The organism is Blastococcus sp. SYSU DS1024 (genome assembly GCF_054050795.1).
The window spans coordinates 135,292-154,196 of sequence record NZ_JBJHAA010000009.1 but is presented as its reverse complement, the minus strand read 5'-3'; the positions used below and the strand labels follow the sequence as shown (position 1 = coordinate 154,196).

Below are 18,905 nucleotides of genomic sequence, written 5' to 3'. Positions count from 1 at the left end.
CCCCCCCCCCCCCCCCCCCCCCCCCCCCCCCCCCCCCCCCCCCCCCCCCCCCCCCCCCCCCCCCCCCCCCCCCCCCCCCCCCCCCCCCCCCCCCCCCACTCGACCGCCGGAGGCCCGGTCCGGGCCGGTTCCCCACGTTTGCCCCACCCCCAGAGATGAAGGAGTGATCCCCCGGGATGACCGCCAACCTGGCCGATCCGGCGGTGACGCCGGAGGAGTTGACCCGGCCCAGCGACGGCCCGTCGGAGCCTGAGAAGACTCGGTGGCGCGGGCCGCTGACGCCCAAGGTGTTCATCGTCGCCGGCGTGGCCGCCGCGATCGGCTACCTGGCGCTCGTCCCCCTCGGCTACCTCGTCTGGGGCACCTTCTTCGATGCAGAGGGCCTGGACCTCGGCAGCTTCGAGCGTGCCTACGGCGACGGTCGGATGGGCGAGCTGTGGGGCAACTCCCTCGCCTTCGCCGGCGGGTCGGCGCTTCTCTCGATCACCGTGGGCACGACGCTGGCCTACCTCAACGTGCGGACGGCGGTGCCCTTCAAGGCACTGTTCTTCGCCGCGTCGATCGTCCCGCTGGTCATCCCCGGCATCCTCTACACGGTCTCCTGGATCTTCCTGGCCAGCCCGCAGATCGGGCTGCTGAACTCCTTCTTCGAGCCGATCCTCGGCAGCGCGCCGTTCAACATCTTCACCCTCTGGGGGATGATCTGGGTCGAGGGCCTGCACTCCTCGCCCATCGTCTTCCTGCTGATGGTGGCGGCGTTCCGTTCCATGGATCCCTCGCTCGAGGAGTCGGCGCTGATGTCGGGCGCCACGCGCATGCAGGCCCTGCGCAAGGTGACCCTCCCGCTCGTCCGGCCCGCGCTGCTGTCCTCGGTGCTGGTCATCCTCATCACCAGCCTCGAGTCGTTCGAGGTGCCGGCGCTGCTGGGCCTGCAGAACGGCATCTACGTCTTCACCAGCCGGATCTACTTCGTGCTGCGCAGCTATCCGCAGGACCTCGGCGCCGCCGGAGCACTGGCGGTCAGCCTCCTCGCCGTGGCCGTCATCGGCGTCGCCGTCAGCCGGCTGCTGGCCGGCAGGGGCAGCAAGACCTACCAGACGGTCACCGGCAAGGGCTTCCGCCCGCGGCCGCTGGACCTGGGGAAGTGGAAGCCGGTCGTCGGCGTCGGCATCCTGTTCTACTTCTTCGTCACCGTGCTGGGCCCGCTGCTGGTGCTGATCTACGCCGCCCTGCTGCCGTACTACCAGGCGCCGTCGTGGGAGGCCGTCTCCGCCTTCACCTTCGAGAACTTCATCCAGGTGTTCGAGATGAACTCTGCCGCGCGGGCCCTGAGGAACAGCCTGATCCTGGGCATCGGCTCCGCGACGATCGTCATGGCCCTGATGGCGGTCGCGTCCTGGATCTCCGTCCGCTCCACCATCCCGGGGCGCGGCATCGTCGAGCAGTTGAGCTTCGTGCCACTCGTCATCCCCGGCATCGTGCTCGGTCTGTCGATCTCGTTCGTGTACCTGCGGTTCCCGCTGCCGGTGTACGGCACGCTGCTGATCCTGCTGATCGCGTACTGCACCAAGTACATGCCCTACGGCATGCGCTACGCGACGACGTCGATGACGCAGATCTCCTCGGAGCTCGAGGAGTCGGCGATGGTCAGTGGTGCCAGCTGGTGGACGACCTTCCGCCGGGTGCTGCTGCCGCTGCTGTCGCCGGGCATCACGGCCGGCTTCATCTACATCCTCGTGGTCAGCTTCCGCGAACTGTCCAGCTCGATCCTGCTGTACAGCCCGGGCAACGAGGTGCTCTCCATCCTCATCTGGGAGCAGTTCGAGAACGGATCGTTCAACGTCCTGGCCGCCATCGGCGTGCTCATGGTCCTGGCGCTGATGGTGATGGTGACGATCGCCTACAAGCTCGGCGCAAAGGTGGGTCTGCGTGAGGACTGAGCCGACCGTCCGTACCCGTCCCAACCGCGACACCCACTCCATCCCACCGCACGTGCTCCGAGTCGGAAAGGACTCCTGAATCCCATGCTGAGGATCGACAACCTCGTCAAGTCCTTCGCCGGCGACAAGGCCCGAGGCAAGAAGAAGGAGGAGTCCGGTCACACCACGGTCTTCGCCGTCAACGACGTCAGCTTCGAGGTCAAGGAGGGGGAGCTGTTCACCCTGCTGGGCCCCTCGGGATGCGGCAAGACCACCACGCTGCGCTCGATCGCCGGCCTCGAGAAGCCGGACAGCGGGACCATCGCCGTGGGCGACCGGGTGATGTTCTCCTCCACCGGCAGCGGGCGCACGGTCAACCTGCCGGCGAACCAGCGCGGCCTGGGCATGGTCTTCCAGTCCTACGCGATCTGGCCGCACATGACCGTGTTCGACAACGTCGCCTTCCCGCTGCAGGTGCGGCCCCGCGGGCAGCGCCCGTCGAAGAAGGTGATCGCCGAGAAGGTCGAGCGGGTGCTGGCGACGATGCAGCTGTCCGAGCAGTCCGGCCGGCAGGCGACCAAGCTCTCCGGCGGTCAGCAGCAGCGTCTGGCCCTCGCCCGCGCCCTGGTGATCGAGCCCCCGCTGCTGCTCCTCGACGAGCCGCTGTCGAACCTGGACGCCAAGCTGCGCGAGTCGCTGCGGTACGAGCTCAAGAGGCTGCAGCGGGAGCTGGGCATCACCTCCGTCTACGTGACGCACGACCAGGTGGAGGCGCTCGCTCTCTCCACGCAGATCGCCGTCATGGAGAAGGGTGGGGTCGTCCAGCTGGGCAAGCCGCGCGAGGTGTACGAACAGCCGGCCAACAAGTTCGTGGCCGAGTTCATCGGCACGTCGAACTTCATCCCCGGGAAGGTCGCCGCCCAGCAGGCGGGCCGGCACTGCGTGGAGACCTCCAACGGCATCCTGTACCTCGAGTCGCCCCACCACCTGCCCGTCGGGTCGGACGTCGTGGTCTCGATCCGCCCGGAGGCCGTCGAGCTGACGACCACCAGCCAGGGCGACCGGGTGGCCAACGAGTGGGCGGGCACGGTCGTGGCCCGGGCGTTCCTGGGCGACGCCGTCGACCACGTCGTCGCCGTGGGCGAGCACGAGATGCGCGCGCGGGTCAACCCGTCGGTGTCCATCGAGTCGGGCACGCCGGTCCATCTGCAGCTGGACCCGTCGAAGATCTCCCTCGTCCCGGTGAACTGAGTGCCTCTGCCGACCATCTTCCGCAACCGCGACTTCAGGCTCTACTGGTCGGGGGTCGTCCTCAGCCAGATCGGCACCCGGGGCACCGTCGCGGCGAACTACTTCCACGTCTACGCGCTGACCGACTCCATCGCCTACACGGGGTTGGTCGGTGCGGGGCAGGCGGTGGCGCTGATCCTGCTCAGTCCCCTGGGCGGGGCCCTGGCCGACCGGTACGACCGCCGCCGGCTCCTGCAGGCGGCCCAGGCGGTGGCGCTGACCGTGGCGCTCGCGCTGACGGTGGTCACCTTCTCGGGGGCGGTGCAGGCCTGGCACGTCGTCCTGAGCGTGCTGTTCACGACGGCGGCGGCCACCTTCGACCAGCCGGCCCGGCAGGCGCTGATCCCGGCGCTGGTGGGGCGCAAGCACATCGGCGAGGCGATCGCGCTGCTCAACCCCTCCCGGGAGGTGGCGGTCCTGCTCGGCCCGCTGCTGGCCGGGGTGCTCATCGCCGCGGGCGGTCCGGAACTGATGTACCTGGTCGACGTGGTCACCTACGCGGTGCTCGTGGTGGTGCTCGCCTTCATCCGGACGCCCCCGCTGGTGAGCGGCCAGGCCCCGCCGACGTCGATCTTCGCCAGCATCGCGGAGGGCGCACGCTACGTGGTCCGCCGGCCGCTGATCACCAGCCTCATGGGGCTGGACCTGTCGGCGACGGTGCTCTCCGCCTACCGGGTGCTCCTGCCGGCGATCGCGACCGACGTCCTCGCCGTCGGCGCGACCGGTTACGGAGTCCTGTCCAGTGCTCCCTCGGCGGGGGCGCTGCTGGCCACCTACACGATCTTCAGGGTGGTCAAGGACTCGCGGCGGCAGGGCCGAATCCTGCTGGTGTCGACGTTCCTCTACGGCATCGCCGCGATCGGACTGGCCCAGTCGCCGGTCGTCTGGCTGGCCGTCGGGGCGGCGCTGCTGCTCGGCGCCTTCGACGCGATGGCCACGACCATCCGCCACGCGGCCGTGCAGATCGACACCCCTGACGAGATCCGGGGGAGGGTCACCGCGTTCTACCAGATGTCCTCCCGCGGTGGTCCGGCGATCGGCGACGTGGCCATGGGGGCATTCGCCGGAGCGGTCGGCCCGGTGCTCGCGCTCACCCTGGGGGGCATCGGCCCGATGCTGGTCGCGGTGGCGTTCTGGTCGCGGCCCAACGTGGTGCGCGACTACCAGGGCGTCATCGAGGACGACGGCGCGGACGAACCGGTGGAGCCGGTGGCACCGCCGGACGCGCGGCCGATCGCGAGCGAGACCCCCGGACCCGCCTGATCCGCCCGCCCGTTCCACTGCCCCGTGGACGGGCGCGGCGGTCGAGCGGCGGCGCTCCCGGGGGCTGCTCGCCCGGCTGACAGGTCCCGTCGGCCGGCGGCGGGCCACGCTCCTGGTGCTCCGCCTGCTCCTGCGCGCCGTTGGCGGTGACGTCGCGCGGGCGCCGGTCGGGGAAGCTTCGGCCGCCGGGGGGTCCCCACCACGCCGGCGCCGACGGACTCGGCCGGCTCCATCAGGGTGGGCGTCGCGGTCCGGCCAGGCTGCTGGCGGCGCCGGCTCGTGCGCAAGACCACAGCGTGATCAAGAGCACGCACCTCTGCGGGGGAGGTCACATGCCGAACTGGCGAACCCGCAGGTCGGAGGCGCTTACAGTCGAGTTCGAGCGGCCGCCCGGGTCAACGGAGACGTCGGGAGTCGACCGCACGCGCCGTGCGGCCGAGCCCACTCCAGACCTATCGAGGAGACCTGTCATGACCTCTGGGATGTTCATCAGCGAGGGTGTCAGCACCGACCTGATCGGCAGTGGCGAGCCTCGCCTGCGCCGGTACCGCGGGGGCGACGGCTCCTGGTTCACCAGCGCCGCGGCGTTCGTCCGCCGGCTGCGTCCGGCCTCCGTCCGGGTGCCTGCGCTCTCTCGCTGACCCGCCCGTGGGGTGGGTCGTTCAGAGCAGCGACTCGCCCCGCTCCAGCGCCTCGATCATCGCCACGCGGCGGGCGTGCACGTCGCCCTTGAACGGCGTCGTCAGCCACGTGGTCAGCACCAGTTCCGCGGTGTCCGGCGTGATGACCTTCGCCCCCAGGACCAGGACGTTGGCGTCGTTGTTGCCCCGCGAGATCTCCGCGTGCCACACGTCGGGGCACAGGCCTGCGCGGATGCCGGGGAGCTTGTTGCAGGCGATGACCTCCCCCTGGCCGCTGCCGCCGACGACGATCGCCCGATCGGCCCGGCCGTCCGTCACGCGCCGGCAGACGTCCTCGCACAGCGGCGGGTAGTCGACGAGCTCGTCGGACGACGTCGGCCCGCGGTCGTCGACCTCGTGCCCCTCGGTCAGCAGCGCCTCGACGAGCCGGGCCTTGAGCGCGACGCCGTTGTGGTCGGCGGTGATGGCGATCCGCACGTCGCTGCCTCAGCCGGTGACGTCTCGGGTGCCCGGGGCGAAGACGTCCTCCAGGCGCGGTGCGCGGTCCAGGATCTTCTGGTCCACCGCGGTGCGCAGGAGGCCCTCGAGCACCGCCCGGTTGGGCTCGATCCCGTACGGCAGGGGGTCGTCCCAGCCGGTCAGCTCCATGACGGTGCGGTGCATGCGATCGGTCGACGTCTCCTGCGGCAGGGAGCCGCTGCGCAGTTGCTCGACGTACCGCCGCTTGGACTCGGCGAACGCGTCGAACACCCGGCGTCCGAGGTCGGGGTGCTGCTCGAGCAGTTCGTCCCGGACGACCACCAGGTGGTTGATCGGCCACAGACCCCGCTGCAGCGCAGCGTGTGCCGCCTCCTCCGGGAGCAGCGGCCGGGCGTCGGGGGAGTCGATCGTCACGCCGACCACGGCGGCCAGGTCCCCGCTGGCGAGCATCTCGTCGAGGGTGCGTCCCGGGGCGATCGGGACGACGTTCGCCGGCGGCCGGTAGGCCTGGACGTGCTCGTCGCCGGAGAGCACCCAGGTGATGGAGTCGAGGTCCACCCCGTGCTCCTGGGCCAGCACCGACCGCGCCCACACCCCGGTGGTCACCGTGTAGCCACGGTTGACCCCGACCTTCCTGCCCTCGAGGTCCTTCGGGTGGGTGATGCCGTGCCGGGTGTCGACCGTGATCGCGTTGTGGTGGAACCCGCGGACGAGGAACGCCGGCACCGCCGTGAACCGCACGCCGTGGGCCTTGGCCACCAGGTAGGTGGTGAGGGCCATCTCGCAGACGTCGAACTCGAGGTTCCGCACCATCCGGCGGAAGCCCTGGACCAGGACGGGGACGTCTTCGAAGTCGAACGTCGTGCCCTCGGGAGTGACGGATCCGTCCAGGAGAGCCCGGTTGTTCCCCTGGGCGCGTGTGACGGTGCGCAGGTGCAGGTCGGCCATGTCGGCGGACGCTAGCACGGTGGTGGTCAGACCAATAGGCCGTCGATTAGGGTGCTCCACGACACACGGCGCGGAAGGAGCAGCAATGGCGGAGCAGGTGCTTGCGGCGGTCCGGACCGCACCGGGGACGACGGAACTCAGGGAGTTCCCGATGCCCGAGATCGCGGATGACGCGGCGTTGCTCAAGATCGAGGTGGCCGGCATCTGCGGCACCGACGTGAAGCTCTATCGGAAGCCCACGATCGACGAGCCGGTGATCATGGGCCACGAGAACGTCGGCATCGTCGCCAAGGCGGGTGCCAAGTGGTCGAAGATCCACGGGCTCGCCGAGGGGGACCGGATCTTCGTCGAGCACTACGTGGGCTGCATGCACTGCCAGTGGTGCCGGGCCGGTGAGTACCGGCACTGCGAACTCACCGACTGGCGCACCAACCCGGACGCCCGGCGGTACGGCTACACCTCCTCGGACAACCCGGGCCGGTTGTGGGGCGGGTTCGCGCAGTACATGTACCTGCCATGGAACGCCGTGACCCACAGGGTGCCCGACGGCGTCTCGGCCGAGCTCGCCGGGCTGGTCACGCCGCTGTCCAACGGCATCGAGTGGGCGCTCAACGCGGGCAAGGTCGGCTACGCGACGACCGTGCTGATCCAGGGTCCCGGCCAGCAGGGCCTCTCCCAGGTCGTCGCCTCCAAGCAGGCCGGCGCCTCGCTGATCGTCGTCACCGGCACCACCCGGGACGCGACCCGGCTGCAGCTGGCCAAGGACCTCGGTGCTGACGCGGTCATCGACGTCCAGAAGGAGGACCCGCTGGAGCGGGTCCTGGAGCTCACCGGCGGCGTGGGCGTCGACGTCGTCCTGGACTGCACCTCCGGGGCCGGGACCGCGCCGGTGCTGCTGGGCATCGACGCGCTCAAGCGACGCGAGGGGATCATGGTGACCCAGGGCGAGGAGGCCGCGTTCCCCGACTTCCCGCTGAAGAAGATGACCGAGAAGTGCATCACCCTGGGCAGCGCCCGCGGGCACAGCTACCGCTCGGTGGAGCTGGCCCTGGACCAGCTCGCGTCGGGCCGCTTCCCGCTGGAGCGGCTGGCCACGCACAGCTTCGGCCTGGAGGACGTCGACCGCGCCATCCGTGCGCTCGCCGGCGAGACCGGTGAGGACGCCCTGCACATCTCGCTCAAGCCGTGGGGCGACGCGTGACGAGCGAGCGTGCGAGCGCATCCCAGGACACAGCCGCGGTCCGCGGCACCGTCGTCGTCACGGGCATCTCCCGGGCGGACCGTGCGACCGTCGACGGGCTCGCGGAGTGCGGCGTCGCGACCGTCCACGAAGCGCAGGGACGCACCCACCTGCTCGACCCGGCGCTGCGGCCGGTGTACCCCGGGGCCCGGATCGCCGGCACCGCGGTCACGGTGAGCCTGCCGCCGGGCGACAACTGGATGGTGCACGTGGCGGTGGAGCAGTGCGCCGAGGGCGACGTCCTCGTCATCGCGCCCACGACGCCGTCGCAGGCCGCCTACATCGGTGACCTGCTCGCGACCGCCCTCGCGACCCGCGGTGTCCGCGGCGTGGTGGTGGACGCCGGTGTCCGTGACGTCGCGGAGCTGACCGCCATGGCGTTCCCGGCGTGGTCCCGGCACGTGTCGGCGTTCGGCTGCATCAAGGAGACGCTCGGCAGCGTCAACGTCGGCGTCGTGTGCGCCGGCCAGTGGATCGAGCCCGGTGACGTGGTCGTCGCCGACGACGACGGTGTGGTCGTGGTCCCCCGGGGCCGCGCTCCCGAGGTGCTGGAGGCGGCTCGTGCGCGTGAGCAGCGCGAGGCCGGCATCCGGTCCCGCTACCGCGAGGGCCAGCTGGGCCTGGACATGAACAACATGCGCGAGCCCCTGGCCGCCAAGGGGTTGCGCTACGTCGAGCAGGAGCCCCCGCGTTGATCATCGACTGCCACGGTCACTACACCACCGAGCCGGCGCAGCTGAAGCTGTTCCGCCAGGCGCAGAAGGCCGCGCTGGAGGCCGGCGGCGTCGCACCGCAGCTCGGCGGCATCAGCGACGACGAGGTGCGCGAGAGCGTCGAGAACAACCAGCTGCGGGTGCTCCGCGAACGCGGTGGCGACCTGATGATCTTCTCCCCGAGGGCATCGGGGATGGAGCACCACGTGCCCGACCCGAGCACCGCCGTCGCCTGGGCCCGCGCCAGCAACGACCTGGTCGCCCGGGTCGCCGACCTCTTCCCGCAGCACTTCGCAGCGGTCTGCCAGCTCCCGCAGACGCCCGGCGGAGCACTGGACGACGTGGTCGCCGAGCTGCGGCGCTGCGTCGAGGAGCGCGGTTTCGTCGGGGCCAACCTCAACCCGGACCCCTCGGGCGGCAACTGGACCTCCCCTCCGCTCACCGATGCGTACTGGTATCCGGTGTACGAGGCGCTGGTCGAGCTGGACGTGCCCGCGATGGTGCACGTCTCCAGCTCCTGCAACCCCAACTTCCACGCCCTGGGCGCCCACTACCTCAACGCCGACACCTCCGCGTTCATGCAGTTGCTGGAGGGTGACCTGTTCGAGCGGTTCCCGACGCTGCGGCTGGTCATCCCGCACGGTGGCGGGGCGGTTCCCTACCACTGGGGCCGGTACCGGGGCCTGTCCATGCGCATGGGCTGGAAGGACCCCTCGGAGCTGCTGCGCAACGTCTTCTTCGACACCTGCGTGTACCACCAGCCGGGGATCGACCTGCTGACCCGGGTCGTCCCGGCCGAGAACATCCTCTTCGCCTCCGAGATGCTCGGCGCGGTGCGCGGCGGAGACCCGGAGACCGGCATCGCCTGGGACGACACCAAGCGGTACCTGGACGCGGCCGGGCTGGGCGAGGCCCAGCTGCAGGCGGTCTTCGAGGACAACGCCCGCCGGGTCTACCCCCGGCTCGACGCCCGCCTGAGAGGGAAGTGACCCCCGTGTCCCGACTGCACCTGACGTTCGCCTGTGGCGACTACGACCGCACCCGCGCACTGGAGGAGGGGACCGTCCGCCCCGACGGCATCGACCTGACCTACCTGCGGCTGCCGGTCGAGGAGACCTTCTTCCGGATGATGCGGTACCGGGAGTTCGAGGTCGCCGAGATGTCGATGTCGTCCTACGTGAAGTCCCTGGACCTCGACGACCCCCCGTTCGTCGCGCTGCCGGTCTACACCTCGCGGCAGTTCCGGCACACCGGCATCTTCGTGAACGCCGACTCGGGCATCGAGAAGCCCGGGGACCTGCGGGGCAAGGTCGTGGGCACGCCGGAGTGGCAGCTGACGGCGAACGTCTGGATCCGCGGCCTCCTCGCCGACCAGTACGGGGTGCCGGTGGACTCGGTCGAGTACCGGACCGGCGGCCAGGAGACCCCGGGCCGGATCGAGAAGGCCGCGGTGGATCTCGGCGAGCGGATCCGCATCTCGCCGATCGGTCCCGGCCAGACGCTGGCCCGGATGCTGGCCGACGGCGAGATCGATGCCTTCCAGGGCCCGCGGGTGCCGTCGTCCTTCGTGCCCGGTGGCAACGTGCGCCGGCTGTTCGCCGACCCGGTGGCCGCCGAGAAGGCGTACTTCGCCGAGACCGGGATCTTCCCGATCATGCACGTCGTGGTAGTCCGCCGGGACGTCTACGAGAAGCACCCCTGGGTGGCCCAGACGCTCACCAAGGCGCTGTACCTGGCCAAGCAGAAGGCGGCGGCCGAGCTGTACGACGCCTCGGCGCTGCGCTTCATGCTGCCCTGGCTCATCCCCGGCCTCGAGGAGGCGCGGGCCCTGATGGGTGACGACTACTGGTCCTACGGGCTGCAGGCCAACGAGCACGTGCTCAGCACGTTCCTGCGCTACCACCACGAGCAGGGGCTGTCCCGGCGGCGGTACGAGCCGGCGGAGCTCTTCGCGCCGGAAGCCACCGAGACGTTCGTCATCTGATGGCCGGCACCGAGCAGATCCGCACCGTCGGCGTCGTCGGCTGGGGCCGGATGGGCGCCGAGATGGGCCGCTGGCTGGTCGAGCGCGGCTGGCCGGTCCTCGCGACCGATCCGGCGCCGGGCGCCGAGGAGAGGATCGGGCAGGCCGGCGCGCAGTTCCGCGGCTCGGCCGCCGACGTCGCCCGGGAGGCCGACCTGGTCCTGCTCGTCGTCGTGGACGACGCGCAGGTCGAGGCGGCGTTCGTGGGCGACGGGGGCATCCGGGACGCGGCTCGTCCGGGGACCGTGGTGGCGATCTGCGCATCCGTGCGGCCCGACACCTGTGTCCGGATGGCCGAGGCGGCGGCGGAGCGGGACATCGCTGTGGTCGACGTGGCGCTGGTCGGGGGTGAGCGGGCGGCCGAGCAGGCCGGCCTGACGTTGATGTGCGGCGGCGACGCCGGGGTGCTGGACCGGTGCGCGCAGGCCTTCGCGGCGTTCGCCACCGACGTCTGCCACATCGGGGGGCCCGGGACCGGGCAGGTGGCCAAGAGCGCCAACAACGTGCTCATGTGGACGGCCCTGCGGGCCGACGTCGAGGTCCTGCGGCTGGCCCGGTCGCTCGGTGTCGCGCCGGGCCGGCTGCGCAGCATCCTGGGTGCCGGTACCGGTGCCAACCAGGTGCTCGCCGACTGGGGGCTGCACCGGCTGCGCTGGCCGGCGAAGGACCTGGAGGTCGCGCTGACCATGGCCGAGGAGGCCGGAGTGGACGTGCCGCTGGTGCGGGCGCTCCAACCGCTCGTGACGGAGCTGACCCGCGAGGACCTGGCAGACCTGCGCTGACCCCCGCATCCTCCGTGGCGGCCCAGCCGCCACGGAGGATGCGGGGGTCAGGCAGCCGCGGCGAGCACGCTCTTCAGCGGGGTGCCGGCGTCGGCGACCAGGTCGGCCGGCAGCCGGATCCCCTTCGTCAGGGCCTTGCGGACCACCAGGTAGTCGGCGGGGGCGTTGACCGCGTCGACGGCCAGCAGGTCACCGCCGCGGTAGTAGAGGACCGAGAAGCTCTCGGTGTCCGGATCCCCCCGGACGACGTGCTCGTCGAAGCCGGCGGAGAGCCCGGCGATCTGCAACTTCAGGTCGCCCTGGTTGGACCAGAACCACGGCACGCTGCGGGCGTTGGCCTCCCGGCCCAGCAGGGTGGCGGCCGCCAGGGTCGCCTGCGCGACCGCACTCGGCACCGACTCCAGGCGGACCCGGCCTTCGCCGGTCATCGGGTGCGGCAGGACGGTGCAGTCCCCGGCGGCGACCACCGACGGGGCGCTGGTGCGGGCATGGGCGTCGACGACGATGCCGCCGTCGCACTCGAGGCCGAGCTGCTCGGCCAGCTCCACGCGAGGGACCACGCCGATGCCCACCATCACCAGGTCGGCGGGCAGGGTGCGGCCGTCGGCGAGGACCACGCCCTCCACCCGAGCAGCCGTGCCCTGGAAGCCGACCACGCCGGTGGAGAGCAGGACGGTGCTGCCACGGCGCTCGTGCGCCCGCCGGTAGAACTCGGAGACGACCGGAGCCACCGCCCGGCCGACCAGGCGGTCGGCCGCCTCGACGACGGTGACCTGCTTGTCCAGGGCCCGGGCAGCGGCCGCCGCCTCCAGGCCGACGAACCCGCCACCGACGACCACCACGCGCGAGGCCCCGGCCAGCTGGTCGCGCAGGGCGACGGCGTCGTCGAGGTCGCGGAGGTAGAGGATCCCGGCCAGATCGGCGCCGGGTACGTCGAGGCGGCGGGGACGGGCGCCCACGGTGAGCGCCAGGCGGGCGAAGGGCAGCTCCCGGCCGCCGGAGGTGCGGGCCAGGCCGGGGCGCTCGTCGGAGGGTGGCGTGATCTCCTCGACCCGCTCGCCCAGCACCAGGTCGATGTCGTGGTCGGCGTAGAACGAGGGGCTGCGGAACGCCAGCGTGTCCGGCGTCGCGGTCCCCGCCAGGAACTCCTTGGACAACGGGGGGCGGTGGTAGGGCGCGTGCGCCTCGGCGCCGACGAGCGTCACGGGGGCGGTGTCGCCGAGCTGGCGCAGCGACGTGACCAGCTGGGCGCCTGCCTGGCTCGCGCCGACGACGAGCGTGCCGGCGTCGTGCTCGGAGCGCGGCATGACGGCCTCCCGGTATCGTGGGGAATGGTATTACCATTCTGCCATAACATCGCGAGGAGGGCGAGCCATGACCGACGACCTTCGCCAGCTGGTCTCCCTGGGATGCCGGGTCCTCGGCGCCGCCGATCAGGGCGACCTCATCTGGGGGCACGTCTCCGCCCGGGACCCTGAGGGCCGCGGCATCTGGATGAAGGCCTCGGGGCTCGGCTTCGAGGAGGTGGAGCCCGAGGACGTCATCCTGGTGGACTGGGGCGGTGAGGTGCTCGCCGGCTCCGGCCGACGACACGCCGAGTACCCGATCCACACGGAGGTCATGGGGGCGCGCGCCGACGTGAGCAGCGTGATCCACACCCACTCGCCGGCCGCAGTGGCCCTGGGGGCCCTCGGTGTCCCGCTGCGACCCATCTCGCACGAGGCGAACCTGTTCGTCCCGCCGGACATCGCCCGCTTCACCGGGACCGGCGACCTCGTGCTGACCCCGGAGCTGGGCCGGGACGTCGCCGGCGCGCTGGGCGACCGCAACGCCTGCCTGCTGGTCAACCACGGCATCGTCGTCGCCGCGCCGGACGTGCAGACGGCGACGGTCACCGCCTACCTGCTCGATCGCGCCTGCCGGATGCAGCTGACGGCCATGGCGGCCGGCGGGTGGGCCACCTGGTCCTCGCCCCAGGAGTCGCTCGCCAAGCGTGAGCACTGCTACCCCGACCCGCTGCTGCAGGGGGCCTGGGAGTACCTGGTGCGGCGACTGGAGCGGAGCTAGGCAGTCCGACCGAGGCGGCGCAGGGCCAGTGCGGGAACGACCATCACGGCGCCGACGACCGCCATGGCGGGCGTCAGCGGCACGGCGACCACCAGGCCGGCGACGGTCAGGGGTGCGGCGAGGAGGGCTGCCGCCCGGAAGGTCCCGCTGGCCGCGATGGCCTCGCCGCGCTCCTCGGGGTGCACGGCCTCTGCGGCGATGGCGGGGCCCAGGACCTGGACCGCCCCCGCTGCGATGCCGCTGACCGCGAGCACCAGGGCGGACAGGGCGACGCTCCAGGCCACCACACCGGTCAGCCCCGTCGCGACACCGGTCAGGACGATGCCTGCGCCCAGCACCGGCATCGTCCAGCGTCCCCGCACCCGTGCCGCCATGGCGGTACCCACGAGCGATGCGCCGTTCGCGGCGGCGACGAGCGCCCCGATCGTGGTGGGCGACTGGCGGGCCTGGTCCAGGGCGACGGGCACGTAGGAGGTCAGCAGTGCCCGCCAGGCGCCGGCGGTCATCCCCGCCCAGCACGCGACGTCGACCCCTGGTCGGCGCCACACCCGGCCCGGCGGGCGGTCCGTGGGAGGGACGAACGGTGGCAGCCGGTCCAGCAGTGCGTTGGGTACCAGACCGAGCAGGGCCACGGCCGCGGCGACGACGAGGGCGACCGCCGGGCTGTCCTCGGACAGCACCCCGGCGAGGAGTGGCCCGGTCAGCAGCCCGACGGAGGCGGCCAGGTTGACCTGCGCCAGGGCCCCGGCGGCACGCCCCGCCCCCCGGACGACGTGCGTCTGGCTGCCGGTCCAGAAGAGGGCGCGGGAGGCGCCCTGCAGCAGCTGGGCCGCGACGAAGGGCAGCAGTGCCGCGGAGACGGCCACCACGGCGCAGCTGACTGCGAGCAGTACTCCGGCGGCGGCGATCAGGATCCAGTCCGGCCAGCGGCGCATGGCCCAACCGAGGCCGAGCCGCACCAGCATCTGGGACGCGGCCGAGGCTGCCGTCAGCGCGCCGATCTCGAAGGCCGAGTACCCGGCTCCGATGGCCAGGAGGGGGAGCGCGACGCTGGCGATGCTGAGCGATACCGAGTAGATGCCGGCACCTGTCGCCGACGCGAGGGAGTCCCGCCGATGCGCCACGCCCCACCCCCACTCGTCGTCCGGCAGGGTAGCAGCTTTGGTCTAATGGACTGATCATTGACGGATGCGATACGCGAGAAGGGCATTGCTGCCAGAACGTCGTCACGCGATGTGCGCGCACGCGGCGATCTGAAGTCCTGGCTCGATCAGGGTGGGGCCCGAACTCGCGGCCGTAGTAGTTCTTGTCCGCGAACACCGCCTGCCCGGCCCGTTCGGCCGTCGACGCAGGGTCGGTGTCGAGGACGTCGAGCAGAACGTCGCGCTCGTCGGCTTGGCGCCAGTGGAGCAGTCAGCGGGTCTCGCTGGGGCGACCGGCCAGCGCCTGCACCACCGCCAGCGTGATCAGCTCCGCGTCCCTGATCTTGGGGCGATTTCCATCTTTGACCGGGCCGGGGTCGTCACCCGATCGCGCCACGTCGGGCCCGCCGACAGGCGTTCCCGGGGGAACGCGGTCAAGACACAGGAACCCCTTGGGATAGGTCTTCTCGACGGCGAACATGCCGGGCGCCAGCCGCCCCGTGGCTGGAGCCGTGGGCGTGCCCTCTGGTGGGACAACTAGAGTTCGGTGTCCAATGGTCATACCACCGGGGCACCAAGGAGGCACTGCATGGAGCAGGAACGAACGAAGTCCCAGAGCCGCGAGCAGACGGCGCAGAACGTGCACGTCTACGACGACCACTACAAGAAGGCCCGCATCTATGTACGGGAGCTGGCCAGCAACCGGTACACCCTGACCGAGGAGCGGCGCGAGCGCGTCACGACCGTTCCCCGGGTGTGGACTCCGACCCTGGGGGAGGGGCTGAGCCTCAAGGAGAACTGGAACATCATCGACCCCGGTGATGAGCAGTTCCGCACGCAGAGCCTGCACCTGCACTTCGTCGTGATCCAGCCCAACGGGCGCAATGACGGGCACGGACACCAGAACGAAGCGTTGTTCTATGTGCTCGAGGGCAGCGGCTACGAGACGCACGACGGCAAGGACTACCCGTGGAGCGCCGGGGACGCTGTCGCGGTGCACAACGACTGCGTGCACTGGCACAACAACCCGGACCCCGAGAAGCGCGCGGTCTGCCTGGTCATGAAGCCCAAGCCGCTGTCGCTGTTCCTCGGACTCACCTTTCAGGGGAAGATCGGCACCAAGCCGGCGGACGAGGACCAGTGGGAGCCGCGCACAGAGTGGCTGACCGCCCGTCCCGAAGGTGACGAGCTCGTCCCCAAGGTGCTCACTCCTGCCGATACCGAGTGGCAGTGGACCGAGTTCGGCCGCGTCCGCCAGATCGCCGGCAAGGGCGCCCCCCTCCGGATCAAGGGCACCGATGCCTACCTGCACGAGATCCCGGCCGGCAGCCGTTCGGGCAAGCGGTGGCAGATGGCCGACGAGGCGGTGCACGTCCTCGACGGCGAGGGTTACGACCTGCACTGGGACGTCGAGGCCGAGATCGCCGACCAGTTCTACGCGCGCGTGGCGAAGAAGCCGACGCGGTGGGACTGGAAGAAGGGCGACATGATCTGGGTGCCGCACAACACGATCGTCCAGCGCTTCAGCACCGGCACGGGGTCGGCGAAGCTGATCGGGGCGTCGAACAGCATCTACGCCGAACTGGGCTACTCCCGCATCGTCCACTTCGAGAACGCGCCGGAGTTCGACGACGCGTCCCTGCAGGCCGCTGCGGGCGAAGGGTTCACCGCACCGCCGGTGGCTTGAGCCGACCGCGGCCGCGCCCGGGATCGCCCCGGCGCGGTCGCGTCGCGCTCGCCGGTCATCCGGGGGGCGCCGTCTCGGCCAGCACCGCGTCGAACGTCGCCAGGTCCAGCCGCGGGTCGGGCGAGGCCTGGTTCAGATCGAGGGCCGCCAGCTTCGCGTTCTGCACGAGGAACGCGAGGTCAGCGCCGGTCATCCCCGCGGTCCGCTGGACCAGGTGCTCCACCACCCGGTCCAGGGTCAGGTCGCCGTCGAGCGCCGCACCGGCGAGGTGGATCCGGAGGATCTCATCGCGACCGGCGTCCTCCGGCGGGCCGACCTCGAGGTGGACGCCGAACCTGCCCGGGCGCAGCGCCGCAGGGTCGACCATGGTCATCCGGTTGGTGGCGCCGATGACGAGCACCTGGCTGCGCTGCTCCATCCCGTCGAGCTCGGCCAGGAGCTGGTTGACCACCCGTTGCGGAGCCCGGGTCCCCTCGTGCTCGAGGTCGCTGCGCTTGGGGACGACCGCGTCCAGCTGGTCGAAGAAGACGATGCACGGCGCCGCGCGCCGGGCGACGTCGAACACGCGACGCACGCTCTCCTCGGACTCGCCCAGCCACTGGGAGAACAGTTCCGGGCCGTTGATCGGCAGGAAGTTCACGCCGGCCTCCCGGGCGATCGCCTGGGCAAGCAGCGTCTTGCCGGTGCCGGGCGGCCCGTAGAGCAGGACGCCGAGATTGCTCGACAGCCCGATCCGCTCGAACACCTCCGGGTGCCGCAGGGGCTTCTCGACGAGGTCGCGCAGCCGGCCCTTGACGTGCTCGAGCCCGCCGATGTCCGCCCACGTCACCCGTGGGTAGGTGATCAGCGACTCGCGCATCGCGGCCGGCTGGACCACCCGCAGGGCGGCGTCGAAGTCGTCGCGGGTGACGACGAGGTCAGCGGCGTCGGGGTAGGTCGCCATGGAGGGCGACTCGACGAACCGGGTCGATGCACGGCGCAGCGCGTTGAGCCCCGCCTCCCGGCTGAGCTCCATGATGTCGGCGCCCACGAATCCGTACGCGCGCTCGGCGATCGCCGGCAGCCCGGCGAGCGCGTCGTCGGCCAGCGGCATCTCACGGGTCTGCACCCGGAGGATCTGTTCGCGCGCCTCGGTCGCGGGCGTGGGGAAGTAGATCTCCCGGTCGAAGCGGCCCGCCCGGCGCAGCGCCGGGTCGATCGCCTCCACCCGGTTCGTCGTGCCGATGACCAGTACGCCCTCGGCCCGCTTCAGGCCGTCCAGCAGCGCGAGCAGCTGGGTCACCGTGCGCGCCTCGGTGGTGCTCGTGGCCATCCGCCGCGCCGGGGCGATGGCGTCGAGCTCGTCGATGAAGATGATCGACGGCGGGTTGAGACTCGCCTCGGCGAAGATCTTGCGCAGGTTCGCCTCGGTCTCGCCGGAGAACGTGCCGACGACCTCGGGCCCGTTGATGTAGAAGAGCTCGGCGTTGATCTCGTTGGCCACGCTGCGGGCCAGCAGCGTCTTCCCGGTGCCCGGGGCGCCGTGGAAGATCACGCCTCGCGGCGGGTTGATGCCCAGCTGGCGGTACACCTGCGGGAAGACCAGCGGCAGCTCGACGAACTCGCGGACCTCACGGATCTGCGCCGTCAGCCCACCGACGTCCTCGAACGTCGTGTCCAGCACGGTCTCGGACGACTTGTCGTGATCGTGCTCGTGGTCACCGGGTCCGTGGTGGTGGTCGCTCTGGACCATCCAGATCGTCGTCTCACCCGTGACGACGCCCTCGGTGCCGTCTCCGTCCGCCGGCGCGACGAAGTGGACCTCGTACGTGACGCCGGCCAGGGCCTCGGGCATGCGGACGTAGAGCAGCATGCCCGGGCGGACGGCGACCTGCTGCTCGGCGAGGACGCGCCGCAGTGCGGGGACCAGCTGGGGGTCGAAGCGCTGGCTCATGTCCAGCCCGGGCACCAGGGCGAGCTCCCGTGCCGGCCCAGGCTCCGCCCGCTCCAGTGTCACCTGCTCGTGCGGGTAGGCCTTGAGCGCCTGCCGGGTGAACCGGTCGATGCGCACCGACCCGGCTCCCGGCTCGTCGACCGGGCCTGCCACCCGACACAGCGCACTGCGCCCGCGCTCCGTGGCGATGCGGACGACATCGCCCTCGGCTGCTCCGACGGCCGCGCGGACGTCCGGGGCCAGAACGGCCGCGCACAGGTGGGCGACCCGGTAGTCGATCGGGCGGGAATCGACGACGGCTGGCGATGGCATGGGACTCCGTTCGACGGGGGTTTGCCTCCGGTGATTGCCCTACGGACCCACCGGTGGTCAGACCATTCTGCCGAGCGGCCGAATGCTCGGGGTGCCCCCCCTCGCTCCTCTTGTCGCCGCGTTCCCCCGTTGAGGTCGCTCGCGGAGTTGCGACGAGTCTCCGGCGAGGTCGGAGCAGGCGCGTGGGCACCGACGAGGGCGAGCAGGACGGCTGAGGTGGCGCTCGCCTTTCTGCCGCCCGACGCGGCTGGGATGCCGGATGACGCTAGGGCGGTAGCCGCCGGAGCCCTCGATCGCGCTCGCAGCCCGAGTGCTGCTCCGCCAGGGCTCTCCAGGTGGGAGTCTGCTGAACAACGGGCGGGGCACCTTCGGGGAATCTGATGAATGGCGCACTCGACGCGCACCACGACGACCCGGCGTCCGGCCACCCATTCCCCGCCGACGTCTCGGGCAAGGCATCGCCGC

The 18,905-nt window shown here is 71.4% G+C and carries 17 protein-coding genes and 1 pseudogene; 11 read left to right on the top strand and 7 right to left on the bottom strand.

Features of this window, described 5'->3' with window-relative positions:
• The first annotated feature begins 176 nt into the window (after positions 1-176).
• From ACI79S_RS10915 to ACI79S_RS10900, 4 genes are all read left to right on the top strand, one after another.
• Positions 177-1,940, top strand: coding sequence for an ABC transporter permease (locus tag ACI79S_RS10915; protein ID WP_456593451.1), 1,764 nt, complete (start codon positions 177-179; stop codon positions 1,938-1,940).
• An 84-nt stretch (positions 1,941-2,024) separates the two neighbouring features.
• The gene (locus tag ACI79S_RS10910) at positions 2,025-3,170 is read left to right on the top strand and encodes an ABC transporter ATP-binding protein (RefSeq protein WP_456593450.1); all 1,146 of its coding nucleotides are present in this window, start codon (positions 2,025-2,027) and stop codon (positions 3,168-3,170) included.
• Positions 3,171-4,472 carry an MFS transporter gene (locus tag ACI79S_RS10905; protein WP_456593449.1) on the top strand — a complete coding sequence of 434 codons (1,302 nt, stop codon included), beginning with the start codon at positions 3,171-3,173 and terminating at the stop codon, positions 4,470-4,472.
• Between the two features lie 470 nt (positions 4,473-4,942).
• Positions 4,943-5,113: a hypothetical protein gene (locus ACI79S_RS10900; RefSeq protein ID WP_456593448.1), complete on the top strand. Its 171-nt coding sequence runs from the start codon at positions 4,943-4,945 to the stop codon at positions 5,111-5,113.
• Positions 5,114-5,134: 21 nt separating this feature from the next.
• On the opposite strand, the gene ACI79S_RS10895 is transcribed toward ACI79S_RS10900, so the two are convergent.
• Both ACI79S_RS10895 and ACI79S_RS10890 read right to left on the bottom strand, forming a co-directional pair.
• Entirely contained in the window at positions 5,135-5,590 is a 456-nt protein-coding gene (locus tag ACI79S_RS10895; protein ID WP_456593447.1) for an RpiB/LacA/LacB family sugar-phosphate isomerase, read from the bottom strand.
• Between the two features lie 9 nt (positions 5,591-5,599).
• On the bottom strand, positions 5,600-6,541 hold the full coding sequence (locus ACI79S_RS10890; protein ID WP_456593446.1) for an ABC transporter substrate-binding protein: 942 nt from the start codon (positions 6,539-6,541) through the stop codon (positions 5,600-5,602).
• A 151-nt stretch (positions 6,542-6,692) separates the two neighbouring features.
• Here ACI79S_RS10890 and ACI79S_RS10885 point away from each other — a divergent pair, with 151 nt between their 5' ends.
• Genes ACI79S_RS10885 through ACI79S_RS10865 form a run of 5 tightly spaced genes read left to right on the top strand, consistent with a single transcriptional unit; the run spans position 6,693 to position 11,299 of the window.
• Positions 6,693-7,742, top strand: a complete 1,050-nt coding sequence (locus ACI79S_RS10885) for a zinc-dependent alcohol dehydrogenase (RefSeq protein WP_456593445.1) — start codon at positions 6,693-6,695, stop codon at positions 7,740-7,742.
• On the top strand, positions 7,739-8,476 hold the full coding sequence (locus ACI79S_RS10880; RefSeq protein ID WP_456593444.1) for a 4-carboxy-4-hydroxy-2-oxoadipate aldolase/oxaloacetate decarboxylase: 738 nt from the start codon (positions 7,739-7,741) through the stop codon (positions 8,474-8,476). Before ACI79S_RS10885 ends, ACI79S_RS10880 begins: the two co-directional genes overlap by 4 nt.
• The gene (locus ACI79S_RS10875; RefSeq protein ID WP_456593443.1) at positions 8,473-9,483 is read left to right on the top strand and encodes an amidohydrolase family protein; all 1,011 of its coding nucleotides are present in this window, start codon (positions 8,473-8,475) and stop codon (positions 9,481-9,483) included. Before ACI79S_RS10880 ends, ACI79S_RS10875 begins: the two co-directional genes overlap by 4 nt.
• Positions 9,484-9,488: 5 nt before the next feature.
• Complete coding sequence (locus tag ACI79S_RS10870) at positions 9,489-10,478, top strand: hypothetical protein (protein WP_456593442.1); 990 nt, start codon at positions 9,489-9,491, stop codon at positions 10,476-10,478.
• Positions 10,478-11,299, top strand: coding sequence for an NAD(P)-dependent oxidoreductase (locus ACI79S_RS10865; protein WP_456593441.1), 822 nt, complete (start codon positions 10,478-10,480; stop codon positions 11,297-11,299). Before ACI79S_RS10870 ends, ACI79S_RS10865 begins: the two co-directional genes overlap by 1 nt.
• 47 nt (positions 11,300-11,346) lie before the next feature.
• On the opposite strand, the gene ACI79S_RS10860 is transcribed toward ACI79S_RS10865, so the two are convergent.
• Positions 11,347-12,606, bottom strand: a complete 1,260-nt coding sequence (locus ACI79S_RS10860; RefSeq protein ID WP_456593440.1) for an NAD(P)/FAD-dependent oxidoreductase — start codon at positions 12,604-12,606, stop codon at positions 11,347-11,349.
• 67 nt (positions 12,607-12,673) lie between these two features.
• On the opposite strand from ACI79S_RS10860, the gene ACI79S_RS10855 reads away from it, so the two are divergent.
• The gene (locus ACI79S_RS10855; RefSeq protein ID WP_456593439.1) at positions 12,674-13,366 is read left to right on the top strand and encodes a class II aldolase/adducin family protein; all 693 of its coding nucleotides are present in this window, start codon (positions 12,674-12,676) and stop codon (positions 13,364-13,366) included.
• On the opposite strand, the gene ACI79S_RS10850 is transcribed toward ACI79S_RS10855, so the two are convergent.
• From ACI79S_RS10850 to ACI79S_RS10840, 3 genes and pseudogenes are all read right to left on the bottom strand, one after another.
• The gene (locus tag ACI79S_RS10850; protein ID WP_456593438.1) at positions 13,363-14,490 is read right to left on the bottom strand and encodes an MFS transporter; all 1,128 of its coding nucleotides are present in this window, start codon (positions 14,488-14,490) and stop codon (positions 13,363-13,365) included. The genes ACI79S_RS10855 and ACI79S_RS10850 overlap by 4 nt on opposite strands.
• A 160-nt stretch (positions 14,491-14,650) precedes the next feature.
• Positions 14,651-14,764, bottom strand: a pseudogene (locus ACI79S_RS10845) (IS982 family transposase); the annotation flags it as partial.
• 15 nt (positions 14,765-14,779) lie between these two features.
• Entirely contained in the window at positions 14,780-14,989 is a 210-nt protein-coding gene (locus ACI79S_RS10840; RefSeq protein WP_456593437.1) for a hypothetical protein, read from the bottom strand.
• 108 nt (positions 14,990-15,097) lie between these two features.
• Between ACI79S_RS10840 and ACI79S_RS10835 the strand changes: the two genes are divergently transcribed.
• Positions 15,098-16,195 (top strand): cupin domain-containing protein, encoded by a 1,098-nt coding sequence (locus tag ACI79S_RS10835; protein WP_456593436.1) that lies wholly within the window; start codon positions 15,098-15,100, stop codon positions 16,193-16,195.
• Between the two features lie 55 nt (positions 16,196-16,250).
• Here the strand turns inward: ACI79S_RS10835 and ACI79S_RS10830 are convergent, their stop codons facing one another.
• Positions 16,251-18,440, bottom strand: a complete 2,190-nt coding sequence (locus ACI79S_RS10830) for an AAA family ATPase (RefSeq protein ID WP_456593435.1) — start codon at positions 18,438-18,440, stop codon at positions 16,251-16,253.
• Between the last annotated feature and the right edge of the window lie 465 nt (positions 18,441-18,905).

What these genes read in the sequence shown, in the direction of transcription:
- ACI79S_RS10885 (WP_456593445.1), top strand. Translation starts at nt 6,693, where the DNA reads ATGCCCGAGATCGCGGATGACGCGGCGTTGCTCAAGATCGAGGTGGCC.
- ACI79S_RS10840 (WP_456593437.1), bottom strand. Translation starts at nt 14,989, where the DNA reads ATGTTCGCCGTCGAGAAGACCTATCCCAAGGGGTTCCTGTGTCTTGAC.
- ACI79S_RS10910 (WP_456593450.1), top strand. Translation starts at nt 2,025, where the DNA reads ATGCTGAGGATCGACAACCTCGTCAAGTCCTTCGCCGGCGACAAGGCC.
- ACI79S_RS10855 (WP_456593439.1), top strand. Translation starts at nt 12,674, where the DNA reads ATGACCGACGACCTTCGCCAGCTGGTCTCCCTGGGATGCCGGGTCCTC.
- ACI79S_RS10835 (WP_456593436.1), top strand. Translation starts at nt 15,098, where the DNA reads ATGGAGCAGGAACGAACGAAGTCCCAGAGCCGCGAGCAGACGGCGCAG.
- ACI79S_RS10830 (WP_456593435.1), bottom strand. Translation starts at nt 18,440, where the DNA reads ATGCCATCGCCAGCCGTCGTCGATTCCCGCCCGATCGACTACCGGGTC.
- ACI79S_RS10865 (WP_456593441.1), top strand. Translation starts at nt 10,478, where the DNA reads ATGGCCGGCACCGAGCAGATCCGCACCGTCGGCGTCGTCGGCTGGGGC.
- ACI79S_RS10890 (WP_456593446.1), bottom strand. Translation starts at nt 6,541, where the DNA reads ATGGCCGACCTGCACCTGCGCACCGTCACACGCGCCCAGGGGAACAAC.
- ACI79S_RS10900 (WP_456593448.1), top strand. Translation starts at nt 4,943, where the DNA reads ATGACCTCTGGGATGTTCATCAGCGAGGGTGTCAGCACCGACCTGATC.
- ACI79S_RS10915 (WP_456593451.1), top strand. Translation starts at nt 177, where the DNA reads ATGACCGCCAACCTGGCCGATCCGGCGGTGACGCCGGAGGAGTTGACC.
- ACI79S_RS10860 (WP_456593440.1), bottom strand. Translation starts at nt 12,606, where the DNA reads ATGCCGCGCTCCGAGCACGACGCCGGCACGCTCGTCGTCGGCGCGAGC.